Source organism: Nocardia sp. NPDC004340 (assembly GCF_053602575.1).
Map to the genome: position 1 here is coordinate 171,187 of NZ_JBSGDW010000009.1, position 26,029 is coordinate 197,215.

At 69.5% G+C, this 26,029-nt stretch carries 10 protein-coding genes; 7 read left to right on the forward strand and 3 right to left on the reverse strand.

Annotation, left to right across the window (positions count from 1 at the left end; genetic code table 11):
- The first annotated feature begins 34 nt into the window (after window positions 1-34).
- The gene (locus ACWEOI_RS29220; protein ID WP_452361654.1) at window positions 35-17,017 is read left to right on the forward strand and encodes an amino acid adenylation domain-containing protein; all 16,983 of its coding nucleotides are present in this window, start codon (window positions 35-37) and stop codon (window positions 17,015-17,017) included.
- Complete coding sequence (locus ACWEOI_RS29225; protein ID WP_433671222.1) at window positions 17,014-17,688, forward strand: DUF6875 domain-containing protein; 675 nt, start codon at window positions 17,014-17,016, stop codon at window positions 17,686-17,688. Before ACWEOI_RS29220 ends, ACWEOI_RS29225 begins: the two co-directional genes overlap by 4 nt.
- 15 nt (window positions 17,689-17,703) lie before the next feature.
- Here ACWEOI_RS29225 and ACWEOI_RS29230 read toward each other — a convergent pair whose 3' ends face one another.
- The gene (locus ACWEOI_RS29230) at window positions 17,704-18,351 is read right to left on the reverse strand and encodes a hypothetical protein (RefSeq protein WP_404204776.1); all 648 of its coding nucleotides are present in this window, start codon (window positions 18,349-18,351) and stop codon (window positions 17,704-17,706) included.
- Between the two features lie 105 nt (window positions 18,352-18,456).
- Here ACWEOI_RS29230 and ACWEOI_RS29235 point away from each other — a divergent pair, with 105 nt between their 5' ends.
- Both ACWEOI_RS29235 and ACWEOI_RS29240 read left to right on the forward strand, forming a co-directional pair.
- A complete protein-coding gene (locus ACWEOI_RS29235; RefSeq protein ID WP_452361655.1) occupies window positions 18,457-19,707 on the forward strand; it encodes an oxygenase MpaB family protein in 1,251 nt (416 codons plus the stop codon).
- 56 nt (window positions 19,708-19,763) lie between these two features.
- On the forward strand, window positions 19,764-20,741 hold the full coding sequence (locus tag ACWEOI_RS29240; RefSeq protein ID WP_433671218.1) for a nitronate monooxygenase: 978 nt from the start codon (window positions 19,764-19,766) through the stop codon (window positions 20,739-20,741).
- Window positions 20,742-20,811: 70 nt separating this feature from the next.
- On the opposite strand, the gene ACWEOI_RS29245 is transcribed toward ACWEOI_RS29240, so the two are convergent.
- Window positions 20,812-22,539 (reverse strand): GMC oxidoreductase, encoded by a 1,728-nt coding sequence (locus ACWEOI_RS29245; RefSeq protein WP_452361656.1) that lies wholly within the window; start codon window positions 22,537-22,539, stop codon window positions 20,812-20,814.
- Window positions 22,540-22,707: 168 nt separating this feature from the next.
- Here ACWEOI_RS29245 and ACWEOI_RS29250 point away from each other — a divergent pair, with 168 nt between their 5' ends.
- Window positions 22,708-22,842 carry a hypothetical protein gene (locus tag ACWEOI_RS29250; RefSeq protein WP_433671214.1) on the forward strand — a complete coding sequence of 45 codons (135 nt, stop codon included), beginning with the start codon at window positions 22,708-22,710 and terminating at the stop codon, window positions 22,840-22,842.
- An 85-nt stretch (window positions 22,843-22,927) separates the two neighbouring features.
- The gene (locus tag ACWEOI_RS29255) at window positions 22,928-23,998 is read left to right on the forward strand and encodes a YeiH family protein (protein WP_452361705.1); all 1,071 of its coding nucleotides are present in this window, start codon (window positions 22,928-22,930) and stop codon (window positions 23,996-23,998) included.
- Window positions 23,999-24,058: 60 nt separating this feature from the next.
- On the opposite strand, the gene ACWEOI_RS29260 is transcribed toward ACWEOI_RS29255, so the two are convergent.
- Complete coding sequence (locus ACWEOI_RS29260; protein WP_433671212.1) at window positions 24,059-25,201, reverse strand: lipase family protein; 1,143 nt, start codon at window positions 25,199-25,201, stop codon at window positions 24,059-24,061.
- A gap of 223 nt (window positions 25,202-25,424) precedes the next feature.
- Between ACWEOI_RS29260 and ACWEOI_RS29265 the strand changes: the two genes are divergently transcribed.
- Entirely contained in the window at window positions 25,425-25,994 is a 570-nt protein-coding gene (locus ACWEOI_RS29265; protein ID WP_452361657.1) for an NADPH-dependent FMN reductase, read from the forward strand.
- Window positions 25,995-26,029: the final 35 nt, after the last annotated feature.

A 26,029-nucleotide genomic window follows, 5' to 3' on the forward strand; every position in this document is an offset into this window, starting at 1 on the left:
GCGAATAATGCGCGGTCAGAGCCAAAGGGAAACCATGACTGCACCGCGACCGCAGCCGATACCGCTGTCCGCTGGTCAGCAGGGATTATGGCTGGCCCAGAAATTGAGTCCCGATGTGCCGATATCCGAGGCACAATATATCGAGTTCGACGGCGACCTCGACATCGAAACGCTGTGCGTGGCAGCGATACAAGCGGGTCACGAGTTCCAATCGGGGTATCTGAGACTGGTCGAGACCGACGGCGTGCCCTATCAGGTGTACGACCCGGCACTCGGCCAGGCAGCAAGGCTGATCGATGTCCGGGACGCACCGGATCCGATCGCGGCGGGCGTGGAGTGGATGCGCCGGGAGTACACGGCGCCCTTGGATATGACCCGGGACCTGTTGGTCATGACGGCGATCGTGCAGGTGGGAGATCGGCGCTATCTGCTGTACAGCCGGTGTCATCACATCGCGCTCGACGGCTACGGCGCGATGATGAACGTGAACCGGATCGCGGCGCTGTACACGGCGGCGATGCAAGGCGTCCCGGCCGAGCCCAATCAGCCCGCGGACATCCGCGCCCTGTACGAGGCCGATCGCAGCTACCGGGAGTCGAAGCGATTCGCCGACGACCAGGCCTATTGGGTGACCCGGCTCGCGGGCGTCGGCGAGGAGACCGGTCTGGCCGCCGGGCAGGCGGCCGCCTGCGCGGACAGCGCCGTCTCGATCACCGACTTGCCGGCGGCGACCATGGAGCGGATCGACCGTTCGGCGAATGCGGTGGGAGCGAGCTCGGCCGCGCTGGTGATCGCCGCGTTCGGCTGTTACCTGGCCCGGAAGACCGGCCGCGACGAGGTCCTGGTCAATATTCCGGTGTCGGGTCGCACGACCGCCGTGCTGCGGCGATCCGCAGGGGTTTTCGTCAATGTGGCACCGCTGCCGATCACCCTCGATCCGGCCGAGACCGTCGCGACGCTGGCGCTGCGGGTGCAGTCCGATCTGGTGGGCGTGTTGCGGCACCAGCGGTGCGGCCTCACCGACATTCGCGCCGCGATGGGGATCCCAGGCGCGCAGCGGCGGTTCGCGGGCCCGGTCGTGAACGTCATGCTCTTCGACCACAAGCTCCAATTCGGTTCGGTGACAGGAGTGTTCCATATCCTCAGCTCCGGCCCGGTCGACGATCTGCTGGTCGATGTGTATCGGACCGGGAATCCGCCGCGGACGATCCTCCAGTTCCTGGCCAATCCCAACCTCTACACCGACCGCGAACTGTCGGCGCACGGCACCGAATTCGCGGAGTTCCTCGACGCGTTCGCCGCCACCCCGGACGCCGAGCTCGGACAGGTCCACCCCCGCAGCGCCGCCGAGGGCGCCGGGATCCGCCGCCGCCGTGAGAATCTGGCGTTCTGGCGTGAGACGCTCGCGGACCTTCCCGAAGAGCTTCCGTTGCCATTCGACCGGCCGCGGCCGGCGGTGATGTCGAATCGGCATGCTATCGCGGAATTTTCCGTGGACACGGAATTGATTCGGGGGTTGGAGAATTGTGCACGGCAGCATGATTCTTCGTTCTTCATGGTGGTGTACGGTGCATTGGCGGTGTTGCTGGCGCGAATGAGCGGTGGCACCGATATTTCGGTCGGAACACCGGTCGACGATGCGATCGGGGCATTCGCCGATACCGTCGTGTTGCGGACCGAAGTCGATCCACGGGAGTCGTTCGCCGAATTACTCGGCCGGGTGCGGCAGGTGAATGCGAGCGCGTTCGACCATGCCGATATTCCGTTCGAAGAAGTGGCGGAGCAGCTATCGCGACCGCCCGTGTGCCAAGTGTTGCTGGCGGTCGGCCCGGTCAGCGAAATGTCCTGCTTCGACCTGCAATTCACCCTGTCGTCGCTCGACGGTGACGGGGACACGACCGGCACGGTCACCTTCGCCACGGATGTGTTCGATGCCGCGACGATCGATTCCCTTGTCCGTCGGTGGATCCGGATCCTGGAGTCGGTGGTCGCCGATCCGACCGTTCCGGTCGGATCGATCGACGTGCTAGAACCCGCCGAGCGCGACGATCTGCTGACGCGCCGCGGCGCGCCCGCGGCCGCGCCGGTCACCCTGCCCGAACTGCTGGCCACCGCGGTCGCGGTGGATCCCGACGCGGCGGCGATCGTCGCCGGGGGGCGGGTGGCGAGCTACCGGGAAATGGACGAACGCTCGAATCGGTGGGCTCGGAAGCTGATCGAGCGGGGCATCGGTCCGGAGGACATCGTCGCGATCGCCATGCCGCGGTCCGCCGATTCGGTGGCGGCAGTGTGGGCGGTGGCCAAGTCGGGGGCCGCCTTCCTGCCGATCGATCCGGCCCATCCGGCCGAACGCATCGCCCACCTGCTGACCGATTCGAAGGCGGCGGTCGGACTGACCACGGCGGTCACCCGCGCCCGGTCGCCGAACGACATCGACTGGCTGACAACGGATTACCTCGACGGTGGCGACGATCGGCCGATCACCGACGGTGATCGGGTGCGGCCGCTGCGGGTCGACGATGTCGCGTACGTCCTCTACACCTCCGGATCGACCGGCCTGCCCAAGGGCGTGGCCGTAACCCATCGCGGACTGCACACCTGCGCCGTCGAACACCGGGAGGCCCTGAGCATCGGATCGTCCTCCCGCACACTGCATCTGGCTTCGCCGAGCTTCGACGTCTCGGTCCTGGAACTGCTGCTGGCGTTGTGCGCGGGCGCGACCATGGTCGTCGCACCAGGTGACAGCTTCGGCGGCGACGAACTCGCCGAACTCCTCGACCGCGAACACGTCAGCCACGCGTGTATGACACCCTCGACGCTCTCGACCATCGACCACACCCGTTGGGCCCTACCGGATCTGGGACATCTGGTCGTCGGTGGCGAGGACTACGGTGCCGAGCTGGTCGAGCGGTGGGGTGGAACCCGTCGACTGTTCAACGAATACGGGCCCACCGAGACCACGATCGCGGCCACGCTGACCGCATTGACGGCGGGTGAGCTCGTCACGATCGGCCGCCCGATCCGCGGCGCCTCGGCCTGGATCCTCGACCAGCGCTTGCAGCCCGTGCCGGTCGGTGTGGCGGGTGAGTTGTATGTCGCCGGTGGCCTCTTGGCTCGTGGATACCACCACCGGGCGGGGTTGACCGCGGAGCGGTTCGTGGCGTGCCCGTGGTCGCCGGGTGAGCGCATGTACCGGACCGGTGATGTGGTCCGCTGGTCGGCCGACGGTTCGGTCGAGCATCTGGGCCGGTCCGACTTCCAGGTCAAGATCCGCGGTCTGCGGATCGAGCTCGGGGAGATCGACGCCCTGCTCACCGGTCATCCGAGTGTCGGCTATGCCGCCACGATCGGCTATCGCGCCGACTCGGGAGCCCAGCAGCTCGTCTCGTATGTCGTTGCCGCGCCGGGCCGGACGATCGATACCGCACTGGTGGCGGCTCATCTCGCCGACCGCCTGCCGCCCTACATGGTTCCGGCCGCGATCGTCGTGCTGGACCGGATACCGCTGACGCCGACCGGCAAACTCGATCGAAAAGCCTTGCCCGCACCGGTGTTCGCCGACGACAAGCCGTACCGGGCGCCCCGGACCCCGACCGAGCGTCTCATCGCCGAGACCTTCGCCGACGTCCTGCACATCGACGCCATCGGGATCGACGACTCCTTCTTCGCCCTCGGCGCGGACAGCCTGGTCGCCACCCGGGTCGCGGCGCGCCTGGGCGCCGCGCTGGACACCGAGATTCCGGTGCGGCTGCTGTTCGACGCGGCCACGACCGCCGAACTGGCCACCAGGGTCGAGGAGGAAACCGGACCGGGGCGCCGATCCCGGCCACCGTTGATCGCCGGACCGCGCCCGGATCTGGTGCCGCTGGCCCCCGCGCAACAACGCATGTGGTTCTTCAACCAGTACGACACCGGCTCCGGCGCGTACAACATGCCGATCGCCCTGCGGCTGCGGGGCGAACTGGACGTCGAGGCCCTGCGACTGGCCCTGATCGACGTGCTGGCCAGACACGAATCGCTGCGCACCCGGTACCCGGACCATGACGGCGTGCTGATCCAGGTGGTCGAATCCGTCGACCACCTGGACTCGGATCCCGTGCTGGCGACGGTGCCGTCCGGCGAACTGGTCCCGGCGGTCACCGAATTCGTCACCGAGGGCTTCGACGTGAGTGCCCGGGTGCCGGTGCGCGCCCGGCTGTTCCGGGTGGCCGACACCGAGGAACCGGAACACCTGCTGGCCGTCGTCGTGCATCACATCGCCGCGGACGGCTTCTCCATGGCTCCGCTGGCGCACGATCTGACCATGGCCTTCGCCGCCCGGATGCGCGGTGAAACCCCCTCGTGGGCACCGCTTCCCATCCAGTACGCGGACTACGCGCTGTGGCAGCGGGACGTCCTCGGCTCGCCCGACGAACCGGAGTCGCTGAGCGCCCGGCAGCTTCGCTACTGGACCGAGACCTTGGACGGCATGATCGGCGAGCTGCCACTGCCGTTCGACCGGCCGCGGCCCGTCGCCATGTCGAATCGTGGTGCGACCACCAATTTCTCGTTGAGCGCGGGCCTGGTCCGCGGGCTGGAGGAATCCGCGCGACGGCACGACTCCTCGTTGTTCATGGTGGTGCACGGTGCGTTGGCGGTATTGCTGGCCCGGATGAGCGGCGGCACCGATATCCCGGTCGGCACACCGATCGCGGGGCGTGGCGTGGCGGCGCTCGACGAGATGGTCGGGATGTTCGTCAACACCTTGGTCTTGCGGACCGCCGTCGATCCCGGCCAGTCGTTCGCCGATCTGCTCGGCCTGGTCCGGCAGGTGGATCTGGACGCGTTCGACCATGCCGATGTCCCGTTCGAGCAGGTGGTGGACCAGCTGGTCACGCAGCGGTCCCAGGCTCGCCACCCGTTGTTCCAGGTGCTGCTGGCCTTTCAGAACCTGGAACCGGTGACGCTCCTACTGCCCGGACTCGAACTGTCGGTGCTCGACCTGCCCGGCACCGCGTCCCGCTTCGACCTGCAGTTCATCCTCTCGCCGGACCACGCGAGCGGCGGCATGACGGTGGTGGTCACCTACGCCACGGACCTGTTCGATGCCGCGACGGTCGATTCCCTTGTGCATCGGTGGATCCGGATCATGGAGTCGGTGGTCGCCGATCCGACCGTTCCGGTCGGGGCGATCGAGGTCCTCGAGCCCGCCGAGCGCGCCGATCTGCTGAGCCACCGCGGCGCACTCGCCGCGGCCCCGATGACGCTGCCGGATCTGCTGGCCGCGGCCGCACGGGATCCCGACGCCGCGGCGATCGTGTTCGCGGGGCAGCGACTGAGCTATCGAGAGTTGGATGAGCGTTCGAATCGCCTGGCGCGAGCGCTCATTCGGCGCGGCATCGGCCCCGAGGACATCGTCGCGGTCGGGATGCCGCGGTCCCTGGACTCGGTGCTGACCGAATTGGCGGTCGCGAAAGCGGGGGCGGCGTTCCTGCCGATCGATCCGGGTCATCCGAGGGAACGGATCACGCACCTGATGACCGAGTCGGGGGCGGTCATCGGTGTGACCGTGCCGTCCGTGCGCGCCCGGCTGCCCGACGGGATCGATTGGCTGACACCGGACGACCTCGACCACACCGACGACGTGGCCGACGGCCGGCCCGTCACCGACGACGAACGGACCCGGCCGCTGCGGGTCGACGATCTCGCCTACCTCATCTACACCTCGGGATCGACCGGACTGCCCAAGGGCGTCGCGGTCACGCATCGAGGCCTGTACGACTGCGCCGTCGAGCACCGCGACGCCATGGGCATCGAATCCGATTCCCGGACCCTGCACATGGCCTCGCCGAGCTTCGACGTATCGGTCCTGGAACTGCTGGTGTCGCTGGGTTCCGGCGCCACCATGGTCATCGCGCCCGGCGACGTCCACGGCGGTGACGAACTGGCCGACCTGATCGCCCGCGAACACGTCAGCCATGTCCTCCTGACACCGTCCACGCTCTCGACGATCGACCCCGCCCGCTGGCCGCTACCGGATCTGACCCACCTCGTTGTGGGCGGCGAGGACTACGGCATCGACGTGGTCCAGCACTGGGGCGTCGACCACGCCCTGCTCAATTCCTACGGGCCCACCGAAACGACCATCGTCGCGACCCTGAGCGCACCGCTGACGGCGGGTGACGCGGTGACGATCGGTGGCCCGATTCGCGGTGTGACAGGGTGGATTCTGGACCAACGGCTGGAGCCTGTTCCGGTCGGCGTGGCGGGCGAGCTGTATGTCGCGGGTGGCGGTCTGGCGCGCGGGTATCACGGTCGGCCGGGCGCGACGGCCGAGCGTTTCATCGCGTGCCCCTGGGCGCCGGGCGAGCGGATGTACCGGACCGGGGACATGGCCCGGTGGACGTCCGCGGGGACGGTCGAGCACGTGGGTCGGTCCGATTTCCAGGTGAAGATCCGGGGTCTGCGCATCGAACTGGGCGAGATCGACGCGGCGCTGGCGGCGCACGCGGCGGTGAGTTACGCGGTGACCGTCGGCAGCCAGGCCGAGTCGGGGGCGCAGTCGCTGGTGTCGTACGTCGTTGCCGCACCGGGATGTTCGATCGATCCGTCGGTGCTGGCCGAGTATCTGGGCGACCGGTTGCCGTCCTACATGGTTCCGGCGTCGATCATGGTGCTGGATCGGGTGCCGTTGACGCCGATGGGGAAGCTGGATCGGCAGGCGTTGCCGAAGCCGGTGTTCGCTCCGGACAAGCCTTTCCGAGCGCCCGCGACACCGACCGAGCAGATCATCGCCCGCTGCTTCGCGGACGTCCTGGGCTCGGACGGGGTCGGCGCGGACGATTCCTTCTTCGCCCTCGGCGGCGACAGCATCATGTCGATCCAGCTGGTGACCCGGGCCAGGACCGCGGGCGTGGTGTTCTCGCCACGCGATGTGTTCGAGCGCAAGACCGTCGCCGGACTCGCCCTGGTCGCCACCCGTGACAGTGACACCGTGACACAGCTCTTGGCCGAACTACCCGACGCGGGCCCGCTACCGCTGACACCGATCATGCGAGAGCTACTCGAACGGACGGGGTCCGCGTGCGCCCGCTTCGCCCAGGCGATGATATTGCCCCTGCCGGAGGGGATCGACCGGCGGCGGCTGGCCGACGCCGTGCAGACGGTCCTCGATCGGCACGGCATGCTGCGTACGCGACTGAACCAGGGTAGCGACGGGCAGTGGTCCTGGAAGGTGTTGCCCACCGGAATGATTCGCGCAGACGACCTCATCGCGCGAGTACCGACGGAAGCGGGGCTGGGGCGAGGCGAACTCCGTGCGCTGGCGGCGACAGAGCTGGAGGCCGCCGCGGACCGGCTCGATCCGGGAGCCGGGATCGTCACGCAGGCGGTCTGGTTCGACCCGGCAAGCTCCGCCGAACCGGGCACCGTGCTGCTGGTGGTTCATCGTTCGGCGATCGATCCCGTCTCCTGGCAGGTGCTGGCGGCGGATCTCACCGCCGCGTGGACGCCGAGCGACTCCGGCGAACCACCCGATCCGGCCCCGACCGGAACGTCCATGCGCGGCTGGGCACACGGGCTGGTCGAGGCGGCCCGGCGACCGGAACGCGCCACCGAGCTCGAACTCTGGCGAGCGATGACCGCCGGGGAAGATCCACCGCTCGGAACACGGCCCCTCGACCCGGCGATCGACGTGGCCGCGACCACCCGCTCCGTCCGGATCGACATGGACCCCGACGTGACCGAGACCCTGCTGACCACCGTGCCCGCGGCCTTCCACGGCAGTGTGAACGACGGGCTGCTGACCGCGCTGGCGGTCACGATCGCGAAATGGCGGCGCGAGCACGGGACGACAGCCGCCGCGGACGTCACGATCCGTCTCGAAGGCGACGGCCGCGCGAAAGACGTTGCGCCGGGCTCGGATCCGGCTCATACGGTCGGCTGGTTCGCCACGAGCTATCCGATGCGCCTGGACCTGTCGGGCATCGATCTCGACGAGGCCCACACGGGCGGGCCCGCATTGGCGGCCGCGGTCAAGTCCGTCAAGGAACAACTGCTCGCCATCCCCGACCAGGGGATCGGCTACGGCCTGCTGCGGTATCTCGACGAGGACGCCGGACCAACCCTCGCGACCGTGCCGCCGCAGATCGCGTTCACCTACCGCGGCCGCGTCGCCACCGGGACAGCCGAGGCGGAGTTCCCCGGTACCCGGCCGCCGGACATGCCGGCGACCGCGGCCCTCGACATCGAAGTCACGGTCCTCGACGACGCGAAAGAGCCCCGGCTGCAGGCGATCTGGTCGTACCCCGCAGGGGCGCTCACCGCCGACACGGTGCGTGAGATCGCGGAGGACTGGCGTTCGGCACTGACCGCGCTGGCGACGCATGTCCGCCGCGCCGGGAGCGGTGGACGGACGCCGTCGGATCTGACGGCCGAGCTCGGGCAATCCGACATCGAGGGACTCGAGCACCGGTATCCGGCATTGAGCGACGTCTGGCCCCTGGCGCCGCTCCAACAGGGTCTGCTGTTCCACGCGCTGGTGTCCGAGCAGTCGGTGGACGCCTACATCACACAACTGGTGCTCGAGCTGCACGGCCGGGTCGACGCGGAGCGGCTGCGGCGGGCCACGCGACTGCTGCTCGACCGGCACGCGAACCTGCGCGCCGCGTTCGTCACCGACCCGGAACCGGTGCAGGTGGTCGACGACGCCGCCACCGAGGCGCCCTGGTCGGAACCGGACCTGTCCGGGCTGGACGCCGACGCCCGCGAGCGCGAGTGGACGCGGCTCCTGACCGCCGACCGCACCACCCGGTTCGACCCGGCCCGTCCCCCGCTGCTGCGCTGGATGCTGGCCACCATCGGACCCGAGCGGTACCGGCTGGTGCTGACCAACCATCACCTGCTGCTCGACGGCTGGTCGACGCCGCTGCTCCTGAAGGAGCTGCTGGTCCTCTACGCCACCGAAGGCGACACCACCGTGCTGCCGGAGGTGCGTCCGTACCGGGACTTCCTGACCTGGGTCGCCCGGCAGGACCCGGCCGCCGCGCTCGACGCCTGGGCGCGCGCGTTCGAGGGCGCCGACGAGCCGACCCTGGTGGCCGCACCCGATCCCGGCCGCCGCTACACCGAATCACGGGAGCTGTCAGGCGAACTCGGCGAGGCGGAGACCGCCGCGTTGATCGGCCGCGCGCGGTCCCGCGGCATCACCCTCAACACCATGATCCAGGTGGCGTGGGCGATCGTGCTGGGCGCGTTGACATCTCGGAAGGACGTGACGTTCGGCGCCGTGGTCTCCGGGCGGCCGCCGCAGCTCGCGGGCGTCGAATCGATGATCGGGCTGCTGGTCAACACGGTGCCGGTGCGTGTTCGCCTCGACGCCGGTGAGACGGTCGGGCAATTGCTCGACCGTGTCCAGGCCGAGCAGGCGGCGCTGCTCGATCACCAATTCGTCGGGCTGGCCGAGATCGAGCGAGTGGTCGGGCCGGGTGCGGTCTTCGACACGATGACGGTGTTCGAGTCCTTCCCGGTCGACCGCTACGGGCTGACCGCGGACACCGATATCGCCGGCATGCGGCTGGTCGACATGACCGGTTCCGACGCGGCCCACTATCCGATGGGCGTGGTCGGGCGCGTCGACGAGCGGCTGCACCTGGTGATCAAGTACCTGCCCGAGTTCTTCGACCGGGACACGATCGCGGCGACCCTGCATCGGATCCTGGACGTCCTGGGCGATCTGGCCGCCGACCCGGACGTGCCGCTCGCCCGGCTGAATCTGCTCGCGCCACGGGAGTACCGCGAGCTGGCGCCGGTCTCGGGTGATCCCGCGGTACCGGAGCGGGTGTTGCCGGAACTGCTCGCGGCCACGCACGCCCGGGATCCGGGTGCGGTGGCGGTGGAGTGCGGGGACCGGCAGTGGACCTACGACGAACTCGATACGGAGTCGAATCGTTTGGCGCGCACACTGATCGGTCTCGGCGCCGGACCGGAGACGAATGTCGCGATCGGACTGCCGCGCTGCTACGAGTCGGTGCTCGCGGTATGGGCGGTGGCGAAGTCGGGGGCGGCATTCGTCCCGGTGGATCCGCGCACGCCCGGGGAACGGGTCGAGCACATGCTCGCCGACTCCGGTGTGGCGGTCGGAATCACGCTGTCCGAGTGGAAGGATCGGCTGCCCGGCTCGGTGCGGTGGCTGGTCCTCGACGACCCGGACTTCGCGGCGGAGGTGGCGCGGTCACCCGCGCTGCCGGTGACCGATACCGAGCGTATCCGCCCGGTTCGACTCGACCATCCGATGTACGTGATCTACACGTCCGGCTCGACGGGAGTGCCCAAGGGCGTGGTGGTCTCGCACCGGGGGTTGGCGAACCTGGCGGCCGAGCAGTGCTCGCGGTTCGACATCGGGCCGGGCGCGCGGGTGCTGCACGCCGCGTCGCCCATTTTCGACGCGGCCATCCTGGAACTCCTCTGGGCCTTCGCGTCCGGCGGACGCCTCGTCATCGCGCCGCCGGCGGTCCTCGGCGGAATCGAACTGGCGCAGCTCATCTCGCAGCACGCGGTGACCCACGCCGCGCTGACTCCCACCGCTCTCGGCACGGTCGACCCGGCCGGGCTGCGGCACCTCGGGACGGTCGTGATCGGCGGCGAAGCGCCCCCGCCCGGCCTGGTGTCGCGGTGGGCGCCGGGCCGGAAGCTGTTCAACACCTACGGTCCGGCGGAGGCCACCATCCAGACCGACGCGGGCGCGCCGATGGTGCCGGGTGAGACCGCGACCATCGGCGGACCGATCCGCGGCGTTGGCGAGATCGTCCTCGACGCGTGGCTGCGTCCGGTGCCGGTCGGAGTCGTCGGCGAGTTGTACCTCACCGGACCGGGATTGGCGCGCGGATACCGCAACCGGACCAGTCTGACCGCGTCCCGGTTCGTCGCCGATCCGTTCGCGGGCCCCGGGCAGCGCATGTACCGGACCGGGGACCTGGTGCGGTGGCTGCGGCTGCCGGAGGGAGGTCTGACGCTGGACTACGTCGGGCGCACGGACTTCCAGGTCAAGATTCGCGGCTTCCGGATCGAACTCGGCGAGGTCGAATCGGGACTGCTGGCCTGTCCGGGAGTGGCCCGCGCGGCGGCGGCGGTGCACCACGGGTCCGCCGGTGATCGGTTGATCGGGTACGTCGTGCCCGAACCCGGCGCCGAACTGGACCCGGTCGCGATCCTCACGGTCGCCGGGCAGCGCCTGGCCCCGCACCTGGTGCCCGCCACCGTGATGGTGCTCGACGCGCTGCCGACGACGGAGACGGGCAAGATCGACCGCCGCGCGCTGCCCGAACCAGACTTCAGCACGGGCCGAGTCGAATTCCGGGCGCCGGTCACCAAGACGGAGAAGACGCTCGCGGGGCTGTTCGCGGAAGTCCTGGGGATCGACACGATCGGGCTCGACGATTCGTTCTTCGCGCTCGGCGGCGACAGCATCATGTCGATCCAATTGGTCACCCGGGCCAAGGCGGCCGGTCTGACGCTCTCCGTACGAGAGGTGTTCGAGCGCAAGACGGTTGCCGGACTGGCCCGGATCGCCGTCCGCGACAGCGTCGCCCTTCCGAAGGAACTGCCCGGCGGAGGCGTGGGGCCGATGCCGTTGACGCCCATCATGTGCTGGATGTTCGAGCGCGGCGGATTCGAGTCCTTCTGCCAGTGGGTGATGCTCACCCTGCCGACCGGCGTCGACCGGACCGTCATCGAGGCGACCGTGCAGGCCGTGCTCGACCATCACGACATGCTGCGGGCCCGGCTGGCGCCCGATCCCGCGCATCCGTCGGGCTGGGCGGTGGAGGTGCGGCCGACCGGGGTGTCCGCCGCCGACCTGATCCGGCACGTGTCGGTGGAGGCGGAGCCGGACAGCGCCGCGTTCGCCGTGATCGCCGATGTGGAGGCACGAGCCGCCGCCGAGCGTCTCGACCCCGCCGAAGGCATTGTGCTGCAAGTGGTCTGGTTCGACCGCGCCGCCGGTCCCGGCCGGCTGCTGGTCGTCGTCCACCACCTGGTGGTGGACGGCGTGTCCTGGCGGATCCTCGTGCCCGACTTCGCGGTCGCCGGGGGCCAGGTGACCGCCGGGCAGCCGCCGCAGCTCCCGCCCGTCGGTACGTCCATGCGCCGCTGGGCGCACGCCCTCGACACCGCCGCCGCGAATCTCGACGAACTCGACCGGTGGCGTGCCACGCTCGCCGCCGCCGATCCACCGATCGGGACGCGCCCGCTCGACCCGGCGGTGGACAAGCAGGCCACCGTGGCCACCGTCCAGGTCACGCTGCCCGCCACGGTGACCCGGGCCGTGCTCACCGCCCTGCCCCACGCGTTCAACGGCAAGGTGGACGACGCCCTGATCGCCGCGCTCGCCCTGGCGCTGACCCGGTGGCGTCGAAGCCGCGGCGAAACCATCACCGAAACGCTGCTCACCCTCGAGAGCCACGGCCGCGACGACACCACGCTGCCCGGCGCCGACCTCACTCGCACGGTCGGGTGGTTCACCACCACGTACCCGGTGCGAATCGACCTGTCCGACATCGACATCGATGACGCGTTCGACGCGGGAGCAACCGCGGGGGCGGTCATGAAGTCGGTGAAGGAACAACTCCGGCGGGTCCCCGGCGACGGGACCGGCTACGGGCTGCTGCGCTATCTGAACGCCGAGACCGCCCGCGTCCTGGGCGCGCTGCCGGACCCGCAGGTGAGTTTCAACTATCTCGGCCGGTTCGACACGATTCCCGAGGCGGCGCTCGAGTTCGGGTGGATGCCCGCCGGCGCCGATGCCGCGGGCGGTGCGCAGCCCCCCGACGCGTCGGCCGCGGCCGTGCTGGGCATCAACGCGGCCGTCATGGACACTCCGGACGGACCCGCCCTGACCGCCGCCTGGGACTACCCGGCCGGGCTGATCACCGCCGACGACGTCACCGACCTCGCGGAACTGTGGAGCGACGCGGTGACCGCCCTCGCGACGCACGCGTCCCGGCCCGGCGCGGGCGGGCTGACGCCCTCCGACCTCGACCTCGTCGACCTCGACCAGCCCGCGATCGACCGGATCGAGGCCGAATACCCTGAGCTGGAAGATATTTGGTCGCTCACGCCGCTGCAGGCGGGTCTGTTGTTCCACGCCCAGCTCGCCGACGGCGCCCGCGACGACTACATCGTGCAACTGCGGATGGAACTCGGCGGACAGGTCGACGCGGACCGGCTGCGCCGCGCCTCGCAGACCCTCATCGGACGACACCCGAACCTGCGCACCTCGTTCGCGCGCGACGGCACGGGCGAACCGGTGCAGCTGGTCCACCGCCGAGTCGACGTACCGTTCACCAGGATCGACCTCACCGAGCGCGCCGACGCCGCGGCCGCGCTCGAGCAGCTCATGGAAGCCGACCGGCACTTCGACATGACCGCCGCGCCGCTGCTGCGACTCACCCTGGTCGACACCTCGCCGCAGCGGTACACGCTGCTGCTGAGCATGCATCACATCCTGATCGACGGCTGGTCCACCCCACTGCTGATCCGGGAACTGCTGATCCTCTACGCCGCCGACAGCGACCCCGCCGCGCTGCCCCCGGCCCGCCCCTACCGCGACTACCTGGCGTGGCTGGAAACCCGGGATCAGGAAGCGGCGGAAGCGGCTTGGACCCGGGCGCTCGAGGGCGTCACCGAGCCGACGCTGCTGGCCCGCGCGGACAGCGACCGGGGCACCGACGCCGCACGCGAAGTCCGGGTGCGGCTGAGCGAAGACCGCACCGCGGCCCTGGTCGCCGTGGCCCACCGGCAGGAGACCACCCTCAACACCATCGTTCGCGCGGCCTGGGCGATCGTGCTCGCCAGCGCGACCGCGCGCGAGGACGTCGTCTTCGGCGCCACCGTCTCCGGACGCCCCCCGCAGCTCCCCGGCATCGAATCGATGGTCGGCCTGTTCGTCAACACCGTGCCGGTCCGCGTCCGGCTCGACTACGGCGAAACCCTCGCCCAGCTGCTCCGGCGGATCCAGACCGAACAATCCGGGCTGCTCGACCACGACCACCTCGGCCTCGCCCGGATCCAGCAGGCGGCCGGGGCCGGCGCGATGTTCGACACCGTGACCGTCTTCGAGTCCTACCCGGTCGACACGGCAGGTCTGTCCGAGGACACCGACATCGCCGGGATGCACGTCCTCGACGTGCACGGACGCGACGCCGCGCACTACCCGCTCGGCCTGATCGCCCATCTCGGCGCCCGACTGCAGCTGACCTTCGAATATCTGCCCGATTCGTTCAGCAGGCAGCAGATCGACGCCCTCGCCGACCGGGTGGGGCGGGTGCTCGACGCCATCACCGACGACATCGATCTCCCGCTCCTGCGCGTCCCGCTGCTGTCACCGGAGGAGCTGGCCGACTTGGCCCCCGTGCGCGGCGGGCCCAGCGCGCCGACCTCGACGCTGCCGCAGCTGCTGGCGGCCGCGGCGGACTCCCGCTCGGACGCGGTGATCTGCGACGGCGAGGTGTTGTCCTACCGCGAACTCGACGAGACCTCGAACCGGTGGGCGCGCATCCTGATCGACGCCGGAGCCGGACCGGAAACGCTGGTGGCCGTGGGCTTCCCGCGCTCCCCCGACGCCATGATCGCCATCTGGGCGGTCGCCAAGACCGGTGCGGCCTTCGTCCAGATCGACCCCGACCAGCCTCTGGACCGGATCGGCGACATCCTCGCCGACGCCGGCCCGATCGTCGGGCTGACGGCCGAGTCCTATCGGGACCAACTGCCGGACACCACCCCGTGGCTCAGCTTCGACAGTCCCGGATTCGCCACGAAGGCGGCCTTCGCGCGCGCCACCGCGATCGACGACGGCGAGCGCACCGCCACGCTCCGGCCCGAGCATCCCGCCTATCTGATCTACACCTCGGGTTCCACCGGAATCCCCAAGGGCGTCATGGTCACCCATGCCGGGCTCTCGAACCTGGCCACCGAAGCACGGGAGCGGTTCGGCCTCACCTCCTCGTCTCGCATGCTGGCCGCGGCCTCGCCGAGCTTCGACGTCTCGATCCTCGAATGGGTCTGCGCCATCGCCGCCGGAGCCACCCTGGTGGTCGCGCCGGAGCGAGCGGTCGCGGGCGCCGAACTGGCCGAACGGATCACGGCCGCGCGGGCCACGCATGCGGCCTTCACACCGACCGTGCTCGAATCCCTGCCCGCCGGCGAACTCGACTCCCTGCGCACCCTGATCCTCGGCGGCGAGAACTGCCCGGCGGATCTGGTGAACCGATGGGTCCCGGGCCGCACGCTGATCAACACGTACGGCGCCACCGAGACCACCATCTTCAGTTGCGGCGACACCGCCGTGACCACGATCACGGACAGGGCGCCGCTGATCGGCGGCCCGGGCCTGGGGTTCTCGGCCGTGGTCCTGGACCGCGGGCTGCGCCCGGTTCCGCCCGGAGTGGCGGGCGAACTGTATCTGTCCGGACCGGGCATCGCCCGCGGCTACCACGGGCAACCCGCCCTCACGGCAGCCCGATTCGTGCCCGACCCGTGGGGGCCGCCGGGGACGCGCATGTATCGGACCGGTGATCTGGTCATGTGGAATGGCGACGGGCGGCTGCGGTACCTGGGCCGCAGCGATCTCCAGATCAAGCTCAACGGTCATCGCATCGAACCGGGCGACATCGAAACCGCGTTGCGCGGTCACCCCGACGTCTCCCGGGCGGCGATCGCGGTCCACGCCCGGCCGGGCGGCGGCGACGTGCTCACCGGCTATGTGGTGCCCGCCCCGCATTCCACGCCGGATGCCGCGGTGCTGACCAGGCACCTCGCCACCCGACTGCCGACCCACATGATCCCGACCACCATCGTCACGCTCGACCGGTTACCGCTCACGGCCACAGGCAAACTCGACTACAACGCCCTGCCGGTCCCCGACCTGCGCCGGGCCCCGTACCGCCCGCCCTCCAGCCCGATCGAGGTCGCCGTCTGCACGGCCTTCGCCGAAACCCTCGACACCGAACGCGTCGGCGTCGACGACGGCTTCTTCGCGCTCGGCGGCAACTCGCTGGCCGCGACCCGACTGGTCGCGCTGCTCGCCGAGTCGACCGGTGTCACCGCGCCACTGCAGTGGCTGTTCACCGATCCGACACCGCGAGCGCTGGCCCGCCGCATCGAGAACCGCCGCGACGGCCGCGAGGGACCGGAGGCCGGCGAAGGGGATCTCGCCGAGGCGCTCGCGGTCGTGCTGCCCCTGCGCGCGGACGGCATCGAACCGCCACTGTTCTGCGTCCACCCGGCGATCGGATTGGCGTGGGGTTTCAGCGGATTGGTGCAGTACCTCGATCCCGACCGTCCCGTCCTGGGGCTGCAATCCCCGGCGCTGTCCGATCCCACCGTGCGGTTCGAGACCCTCGACGAGCTGGCGGACCGCTACGTGCGGGAGATCCGGGCCGTCCAACCGCACGGTCCCTATCATCTGCTCGGCTATTCGCTCGGCGGCACCATCGCGCACGCGATGGCCGTCCAGCTCCGCCGCGCCGGCGAGTCCGTGGCCACCCTGGCCATGATGGACACCCGCGTCGTCTCGGCCGACAGCGTGCGGGCTCCGACACCGTCGGTGGCGACGATGCTCACCGAGTTCGGCGGCATCGCGGTTCCGGACGGCTCCACCGAGCTGACCGTCGACGCCGCGACCGAGCTGCTGCACCAGCAGGGCGGACTCTTCACCGCGGTGACCGCCGAGCACGTCGTGCGCCTGCAACACGACTACACCCGGCTGATCGACCTCACCTGGGAGCATCGGCCGGGATCGTTCGACGGCGAGCTGATCTACTTCGGCGCCGACGACGACCCCGGCGACGGATCCTCGCCCACACACGCCTGGGCCGACCACGTCACCGGGCGAATCATCGAGCATCGGATTCCCGTCCGGCACGAACGGATGACCGAACGAGAGGCGCTGCGCGCCATCGGCTTCGTGCTCACCGAGCACTTCCGGTCCACCCGCACTGTCCCCACAGAGTCACAAACACCAGCAAGGACAAGCCGATCATGAACACCGACCGATTCGTCGGAACACGTTCCGGCGTCGAACCAGTCAACCTGTTCGACCCCGATATCGCAGCGGGGAACGGTGTGTATCCACGTGCGGGCGAACTGCGCCGGTGGATGGTCGACTACCTGTGTCACTCCCACCCCGACCTCGGCCGTCCGGGCGCGGTCTGCCCCTACACCAGCCACGCCATCACCATCAATTCCCTGTGGGCGGCGTTCATCACCGGCCGTGAGATCGACCGCTCGCGGATCAGCGAGATCATCGCCGACCTGTACGACCTCTTCCCCTCCCTGCCGCCCCTGAAGGAACCCGATTCCAGACTCAAGGCCGTCCTCGCGGTGTTCCCCGACCTCACCGAGTACACCGACATCGAATCCGTTCAGCACGACCAGAAGACGAAGTTCGTCCAGCAGGGTCTGATGCTCGGGCAGTTCTATCCGGGCTGCACCGTTCCGGGGCTGCACAATCCGTCGTTCCCGGCCCTCGACGCGCCGCTGCCCATGCTCGCCATCCGCTACATGGCGCCCACCGATTTCCCGTTCCTCAACTCGCGCCACGACTGGATGGATTTCTACCTGCAGATCTTCGCCCCTGGCATCCCCAAGTTCATCGCCAGCGCCATGTCCGACAAGCTCGTCCAGACACCCGACGATCAGCAGAGCGCCAACTGATCGCTCCGAACATCGTCAGCCGGCGGCCATTTCGCGTTGCACGGTGGTGGTGATCTCGGCGGCGGTGAGGATCATGGCCACCAGGAAGTCGACGAGCTGGGCGCGGTCGATGGCCAGTTCGCCGCGCAGCCATTCGGTGAGGATCTCCAGGCCGCCGTGGGCGACCGTGCGGGCGGACAGCTCGGCGTGCAGGCCCGCGACCGCCTCCTCGCCGAGCAGTTCCCGGCCCTGGTCGAGCATGACGTTCGCGACGACATTGACGAGTTCGGTTCTGCGGTGCCGCAATTCGTCGGTGAGCTGCATGTCGATGGTGAGCCGGCGCCGGGCCGGATGGTCGGCGATGGCGGTGATCCCGGCCTCCACCACCGCGCGCAGGCGGACGCGGGTGTCGGCGGGCGCGGTGGTGATGGCGGTCATGACCGCGCCGACGACCTCGGCGAGCTGCTCGTCGGCCAGCTCGAACAGCAGCCGGTCGGTGTGGCCGTAGGTCTCGTAGAAGTAGCGGTCGTTGAGACCGGCGCGGGCGCACAGGGCGCGCACCTTCAGACCGGCGATGCCCTCCTCGGCGATGGCTTCGAGGGCGGCCTCGCGCAGGCGTTCGCGGCGCTGGTTCCGGCGTTCGTCCGCGCTGAGCCCGGCGTAGCGCCCACGAGGTGTTTCCACGGTTTCGCCCTGTCTCTTGCCATGCCCCCACAGTTTGGTGAAGACTATCACCAAAGTTCTGGTGACATCCTTCACCAGAAACTCAGTGCACCCAGGAGGCACGCAATGACGCGTTCCGAGTTGCCCGATCCGGTGATCTTCCGGGAGTTCCCCTTCAACTTCGGGGTCAAGGTTCTCGGCCCCGGCGATATCCGGCCCACCCCCGAACAGCAGGCGGCGTACCGGAAATTCACCGCCCTGGGCGATCCGCTGGCCGACGACGTGGTCGCCATGTTCAAGCGACTGCCCACCGGACAGGGCCGGGCCATGTTCGAGACGGCCCTGGAACGCGGCATCGACCAGGTGCCCGACGCACCCACGGAACTGAAAGCCCTTTTCGCACAACTCGATTCGCTGCCGTTCTGGCTCGACCGGGACAAGCTGGACCTCGCCGCCCGGGTCAGCGGACGAGCCGGTCCGTGGGCGACCAATCTGGCGCTGTCCATGTTCGCGCTCAATGGCGGCTACCTGGCTTCCCGCGCCGGAAAGGTGCTGATCGGCACCGGCGGCCTGTCCGCGCGGAACATGGCCCCGCGCCGGGTGGCCGAGACCGTGGGCTGGTGGATGGACGCCACCGCGCGCGGCGGGCTCGAGCGGTTCGCGCCGGGGTTCAAGAACACGGTGCGGGTGCGGATCATGCACGCGCAGGTCCGCGCCGGAATGAAGCAGCGGCCCGACTGGGACTACGAGCAGTGGGACGAGCCGGTGAACCAGTCGCTGACCGCGGGCACCCTCATGCTCTTCTCGCTGGCCACCATCGCGGGCTGCAATACCGTCGGACTCACGTTCTCCCGCAAGGAGAAAGCGGCCGTCTACCACCTGTGGCGCTACGTCGGGCATCTGATCGGACTCGACCCGGAGGTCGTGCCGGCCGACGAGACCGACACCTGGCGGCTGCTGTGGCTGCAAGCCGACTACGAATTCCTGCCCGACGAGGATTCGCGCGCACTGTCCAAGGCGCTCATCTCGGCGCTCGGCAGCATCTACGGGTTCGACGGCCGCGACCTGCGTTCCCGCCTGATCAGCCGGGCCTACACCCTCTACGCCGCGTCCTACGGCCGAATCATGGTGGGCCGCACCAATGCCGACTTCCTGGAGATGCCGCGCAGCCGGTTCTTCATGGCGGCCATCTTCGCCACCGCGGGGATCAATGGGGCGCTGGAGGTTCCGCGCCGGATCATCCCGGGCGCGACCCGGCTCAGCGAGACCGTGGGACGCCGGATCACCGAGCGCATGCACGCCCGGATCGTGCGCGCGAACCGGCCCGATCACAGCTACGCCCGCCACGACCGGCTGGCCGAAACCCGCGCGGCGTGAGTTATTACCGACGAGTAAGGTTCGTCGGGTAACCCCTTGATGAAGGAATCTGGTTCATGAGCCTGCCGCCCATCCTGTCCTCGCGCCTGCGCCTGCCCGCGGTCGCCTCCCCGATGTTCATCGTGTCCGGGCCCGAACTGGTGATCGCCCAGTCCAAAGCCGGCATCGTGGGTTCGTTCCCGTCGCTGAACGCGCGCCCGCAGTCGCTCTTCAAGGAGTGGCTGGTGCGGATCAACGAGGAACTCGCCAAGCACGACGCCGACAATCCGGACCGGCCGTCCGCGCCCTACGCGGTGAACCTGATCGTGCACAAGAGCAATGACCGGCTGGACGAGGACCTGGCCACGGTGGTCGAGCACAAGGTGCCGATCGTCATCACCTCACTGGGCGCGCGCCCGGACGTGAACGAGGCCGTGCACTCCTACGGCGGCATCGTGCTGCACGACATCATCAACAATGTGTTCGCGCACAAGGCCGTCGAGCGCGGCGCGGACGGCCTGATCGCGGTGGCGGCGGGCGCGGGCGGGCACGCCGGGCCGCAGTCGCCGTTCGCGCTGGTCCAGGAGATCCGGGACTGGTTCGACGGGCCGCTGCTGCTGTCGGGGTCCATCGCGCACGGCCGGTCCATCCTGGCCGCGCAGGCGGCGGGCGCGGACCTGGCCTACATCGGCTCCGCCTTCATCGCCACCGACGAGGCCAATGCCGTCCCCGGCTACAAGCAGATGATCGTCGACTCCGCCGCGGGCGACATCGTCTACTCCAACCTGTTCACCGGCGTCCACGGCAACTACCTGCGCGGCAGCATCACCGCCGCGGGCATGGACCCCGACAATCTGGGCCAGTCCGACCCGTCGGCCATGGACTTCGGCACCGGCGAATCGGATTCGACCACGCCCGGCGCCAAGCCGTGGAAGGACATCTGGGGCTCGGGCCAGGGCATCGGCTCGGTCGACGCGGTCCTCCCGGCCGCCGACCTGGTCGAGCGGCTGATCCGCGAGTACGACGAGGCCAAGGCGCGTCTGCTGGCGCTCTGATCGAATGCGAAGGGCGGGCGCATGTTTCGCGCCCGCCCTTCGTGTTTCCGGAACTCTCGCTTCCCGGAAGCTATATCCCCGGCACGTCGACCCGGGGCATCGTGATCTCCACGATCGGCAGGCGCAGCGCGGCCGGGGCCGTGGGCGGGACCACTGGACTGCGCGGTGCGGTCGGGTCGATCCGCCGATAGGCCGCACCCGGCTCCGGGCGGGGATCGGGCTCACCCTTGTTGGGCCACAAGGAGATCGCGCGTTCGGCCTGGGCGGTGATGGTGAGCGACGGGTTGACGCCTAGGTTCGCCGAGATGGTGGAGCCGTCGACGATGTGCAGGCCAGGGTGGCCGTAGAGGCGGTGGTAGGCGTCCACGACGCCGGTGGCGGGCGAGTCCCCGATGGCGCAGCCGCCCAGGAAATGACCGGTCATCGGAATCTCGAGGATGCTCGAGCTCGCGCCGATCGGAATGCCGTCGACGGCGTCGGCGACCCGGCGGGCGACCTCGTGTCCGGCCGGCACCCAGGTCGGGTTGGGTTGGCCGTCACCCTGTTTGGTGGTCATGCGGCGGCCGAAGGGCCCGCGCTTGGTGTAGGTGGTGATGGAGTTGTCCACCGACTGCATGACCAGCAGGCCGATGGTGCGCTCGGACCAGTGGCGGGCATTGTGCACCCGCACCGCGTCGCGGGGGTGGCGGCGGGCCGCCCGTAGCCACAGCCGCCAGCGCGGGGTATCGCCCTCGTCGTCGACCATCAGGGTGCTCATGACGCCGAAGGCATTGCTGCCCTTGCCATATCGAACCGGTTCCACGTGGGTGTCGTGGTCGGGGTGGATCGAGGAGGTGATCGCCACGCCCTTGGTGTAGTCCGCCTGCGGGTCGCGGCTGCGCACGCCGAGCAGCTCCTCGGAGTTGGTGCGGGACAGATAACCGAGCCGATCGGAGATCCCGGTGAGCGAGCCCTTGTCCCGCAGCCGGTGCAGCAGGCGCTGCGTGCCCAGCGAGGCGGCCGCGAAAATCACCTGTTCGGCGGTGAATTCGCTCCGCTGCTTACGGAACAGCCGCCCGGTGCGCGCCGTCTCCACGGCGTACCCGCCGCCGTTCAACGGCCGCACATCGGTGACCGTGGTCAGCGGATGCACCACGGCCCCTGCCTTTTCGGCCAGATACAGATAGTTCTTGACCAGGGTGTTCTTGGCATTGTGCCGGCACCCCGTCATGCACTCGCCGCAATGGGTGCAGGTGCGCCGGCTCGGCCCGGCCCCGCCGAAGAACGGGTCCGGCACATCCTCACCCGGACGCCGACCGGCCCCGCCGAAGAAGACGCCGACAGGCGTGGCCTGATAACTGTCGCCGATCCCCATACTGTCCGCCACGTCCCGCAGCACCCGGTCCGCGGGCGTGGTCGCCGGATTCGCCGTCACCCCCAGCATCCGCTTGGCCTGGTCGTAGTGCGGCGCGAGCTCGCTCTTCCAGTCGGTGATGTGCCCCCACTGCCGGTCCGCGTAGAACTTGTCCGGCGGCTCGTACAGCGTGTTGGCGTACACCAGCGAGCCACCGCCCACCCCCGCCCCGGCCATCACGAACGTGTCGTTCAACAGCGCCAGCCGCTGAATCCCGAAGCACCCCAACGCCGGAGCCCACAAATACTGCCGCAGCCGCCAGGACGTCTTCGCGAACTCATGGTCCTCGAACCGCCGCCCGGCCTCCATCACGCCGACGCGATACCCCTTCTCGGTCAGCCGCAGCGCACTCACACTGCCCCCGAACCCGGAGCCGATCACGATGACGTCGTAGTCGAATCGCATACCCCGACGCTACGACCAGCGGATATGACCACATGACAGACCGACGGCCACAAAATCCACACTTTCGGCCACAAGGGCTGGAATCAGGGCGAGTGCAAGGGTGTCCGAAAACCTCCGGTGGGCTCATAGTTCACGACGCTGTATCGCGTTATGACCTGGAGGTTCCTGGTGAACAGTCCCACTCCCCCGTCGTCGAGGCTGGATGCCCTCGGGCGGCTCGGGGCCGACTGGTGGTCCGTGATCGTGTCGGGCGTGGTGGTCGCGCTCGCTGTGCTCGGCGTGCTGCCGAAGATTCCGTGGTGACGGGATGAGTGACATCGCTGTCAACACGGGTGAGAAGGTCGGATCCGGTTCCGGTGCGGAGGAATTCGATCAGCCTTCGGGGCCGCTGACGCTCGCGCGGCTGCTCGGTTACGTTCCGGGTGTAGTGCTGCTGATCGCGGTCGGCGTGCTCGGGAAGTATGCGCAGATCTGGTGGAACAGTGCCGCCAAGCATCAGCATTGGACGGTTCCCGATATCGAGTACGTGCTGTGGGCCATTCTGATCGGGCTGGTGATCACCAATACCGTTGGGCTGCATCCGATCTTCCGGCCGGGGGTGGGGACGTACGAGTTCTGGCTGAAGATCGGGATCGTGGCGCTGGGGTCGCGGTTCGTGCTCGGGGATGTGGCGAAGCTGGGTGGGACCAGTTTTCTGCAGATCCTGATCGATATGACGGTGTCGGGGGCGATCATTCTCGCGGTGGCACGGTGGCTGGGGCTGCCGGGGAAGCTCGGGTCGCTCTTGGCCATCGGCACCTCGATTTGCGGGGTGTCGGCGATCATCGCGGGGAAGGGCGCGATTCGGGCGCGGAACTCCGAGGTCGGTTATGCCATCGCGGCGATTCTGGCGCTCGGCGCGGTCGCGCTGTTCGCGCTGCCGCCGCTCGGGCACGCGATCGGGCTCAGTGATCACGAGTTCGGGTTGTGGGCCGGTCTGGCGGTCGACAATACGGCCGAGACCACGGCCACCGGGTACTTGTTCTCCGATGAGGCGGGCAAGGTCGCGGTGCTGGTGAAGTCGACGCGGAACGCGCTGATCGGGTTCGTGGTGCTGGGGTTCGCGGCCTACTGGGCCGCGCGGGGCGAGGCCGATGCGATCGCGCCGGGCGTGCGGGCCAAGGCGGCGTTCGTGTGGTCCAAGTTCCCGAAGTTCGTGCTCGGCTTCCTGGCGGTGTCGGCGGTGGCCACCTTCCACTGGCTGTCCAAGCAGCAGACGACCAACCTGGCCAATGTGTCTCGGTGGGCGTTCCTGCTGACCTTCGCGGGCGTCGGGTTGAACACCAATATTCGTGAGCTGGCCCGGACCGGGTGGCGGCCGCTCGTGGTCGCGGTGGTCGGGCTGGTGACGGTCGCGGTGGTGTCGCTGGGGCTGGTGCTGTTCACCTCGCGCGTCCTGCACTGGGGTGTCGCGGGCTGAGACCGGATATGACGAAGGGCCGGGATCCGATGCGGATCCCGGCCCTTCGCGTGTCGCGGATTACGCGCCGCGTTGCAGCGCGGGCGCGGCGGCGTCTTCGGCGAGCCGCTCGGACAGGAAGCGCATGGCCGGTCCGGCGAAGGCCATCGCGCCGCCGATGTGCTCGCGGCCCTTCAGGGTTCGCATGGTGACGTCCGCGCCGAGCGCCGTCCAGTCCTCCGCCAGCCGCACGGCCTGCGGATACGGGATGACCTGCTCGGCGGTGCCGCCCGCGACCAGCACCGGTGCGGTGGGCGCGATTCCGCCGAGCCGGTTCTCCAGCAGCCGGGCCTTCACCTCGGGCACCTCGAAGGGCAGGCGGTGGCAGTAGGTGGAGACGCGGGTCGGGACCAGCAGGCCCGCGCCGACGCCGAGCAGGCCGGCGGCGGCGATGTGGGTGCGGCGGAACAGCGCGGCCAGGGCGCGGCCCTGGGTGTTGAGGTGCCGCAGGACGTTCAGTTCCGGGTAGGCGGCCTCGATGCCGAGGACGCCGTAGAAGAGGAGGAACGCCGCGGGCGTGCCGTCCAGGAACTTCACCATGTCGAGCATGTCGGCGGGGGCCGAGCCGACCGCGCCGCCCGCGATCCGCAGCTCGGGGGCGTAGGTGGGCGCCAGCTGCAAGGCCCAGCCCGCGGCATTGCCGCCCTCGGAGTAGCCGTAGATGCCGACCGGACCGTCCGGATCCAGGTCCGCTCCGGTCACATGCCGCGCGGCGCGAACGCTGTCCAGGACAGCGGGGCCGAGGGCGCGGCCCATGACGTACGGGTGCAGGCCGGGATTGCCGAGTCCGGGATAGTCGGTGACGGCCAGGGCCCAGCCGCGATTCAGGGCGACACGCAGGAAGACCGACTCGTATTCGACGCCGAAGCGCAGCTGCCAGGAGGCGGCGGCGACCGTGCTCGCCAAGCCCTGGGTGCCGACCGCGTAGCCGACGAGCGGGCGGGGGCCGGGACCGCGCCACGGCGTGTTCGGAACCAGGACGGTGCCGCTGACCTGCGTCGGAGCTCCGGTGGCGGTGGTCGAGGTGTAGCTGATGCGCCAGGCGCGCGCGGGCAGTTTCAGTCCGGGCAGCATTCTCGCCGTCATCGGTTCGGCGGCCAGCAGTCTGCCGGGTCCGAACGCACCGACCGCCGCCTCATCGAAGCGGTTGGCGTTCGCAGTCATCGTTGCCTGCCCTTCTCGCACTAACTCGCGTTATGCAGTTGTCGCACAACCGGATCCAGGGGGCATCAGCTGTCCCGGACAGTCCGGCTGATCGAAACCATACCCACTATGCGAGATAACGACACCTGTTGTCACAACAACTCCCAGTCGGTGGGACGGCGCATACGAGACAACCGTCCAGATCACCCGAAATACTCCGGCCCCGCCGCGGGTTGCCGAAGCCGTGACCATTCCACGCATCCTGCTGGTCTCCGGCAGCACCCGTGAGGCCTCGACCAATACCGCCGCGCTGCGCACCATAGCGGCCGACGCCGGATCCGATTTCGTGGCCGTCCGGTACGGGGGCCTGCTCGACCTGCCCGCCTTCGTGCCCGGCGCCGATCCCGAACCGCCCGTGGTCGAGGACCTGCACCGGCAGTTCGCCGAGGTCGACGCGGTGCTGTTCTGCACCCCCGAATACGCGGGCATGATCCCCGGCAGCCTGAAGAACCTGCTGGAGTGGACGGTCGGCAATGCCGATCTCAGCGACAAGCCGGTCGCCTATGTGAACGTCGCCTACGAGGGCCGCGGCGAGGCGGCGGTGGCGACGCTGCGCACGGTGCTCGGCTATGTCGGTGCCGAACTGGTCGAGGCGGCCTGCGGCCGAATCACGGTTCTGCAGAGCGCCGTCGGACCGGACGGATCGGTTACCGACACCGAGGCCCGCGCCCGCCTGAACGCCGCCGCCCGCGCGCTGGCCGAACACGCCGCCCGCCCCGCCGATTCCGCGACCACGGTCCGGCTCGACACCTGAACACCCCCGGACACGCCGAGGGGCACACCACCACC

What these genes read in the sequence shown, in the direction of transcription:
- ACWEOI_RS29225 (WP_433671222.1), top strand. Translation starts at nt 17,014, where the DNA reads ATGAACACCGACCGATTCGTCGGAACACGTTCCGGCGTCGAACCAGTC.
- ACWEOI_RS29235 (WP_452361655.1), top strand. Translation starts at nt 18,457, where the DNA reads ATGACGCGTTCCGAGTTGCCCGATCCGGTGATCTTCCGGGAGTTCCCC.
- ACWEOI_RS29220 (WP_452361654.1), top strand. Translation starts at nt 35, where the DNA reads ATGACTGCACCGCGACCGCAGCCGATACCGCTGTCCGCTGGTCAGCAG.
- ACWEOI_RS29260 (WP_433671212.1), bottom strand. Translation starts at nt 25,201, where the DNA reads ATGACTGCGAACGCCAACCGCTTCGATGAGGCGGCGGTCGGTGCGTTC.
- ACWEOI_RS29240 (WP_433671218.1), top strand. Translation starts at nt 19,764, where the DNA reads ATGAGCCTGCCGCCCATCCTGTCCTCGCGCCTGCGCCTGCCCGCGGTC.
- ACWEOI_RS29245 (WP_452361656.1), bottom strand. Translation starts at nt 22,539, where the DNA reads ATGCGATTCGACTACGACGTCATCGTGATCGGCTCCGGGTTCGGGGGC.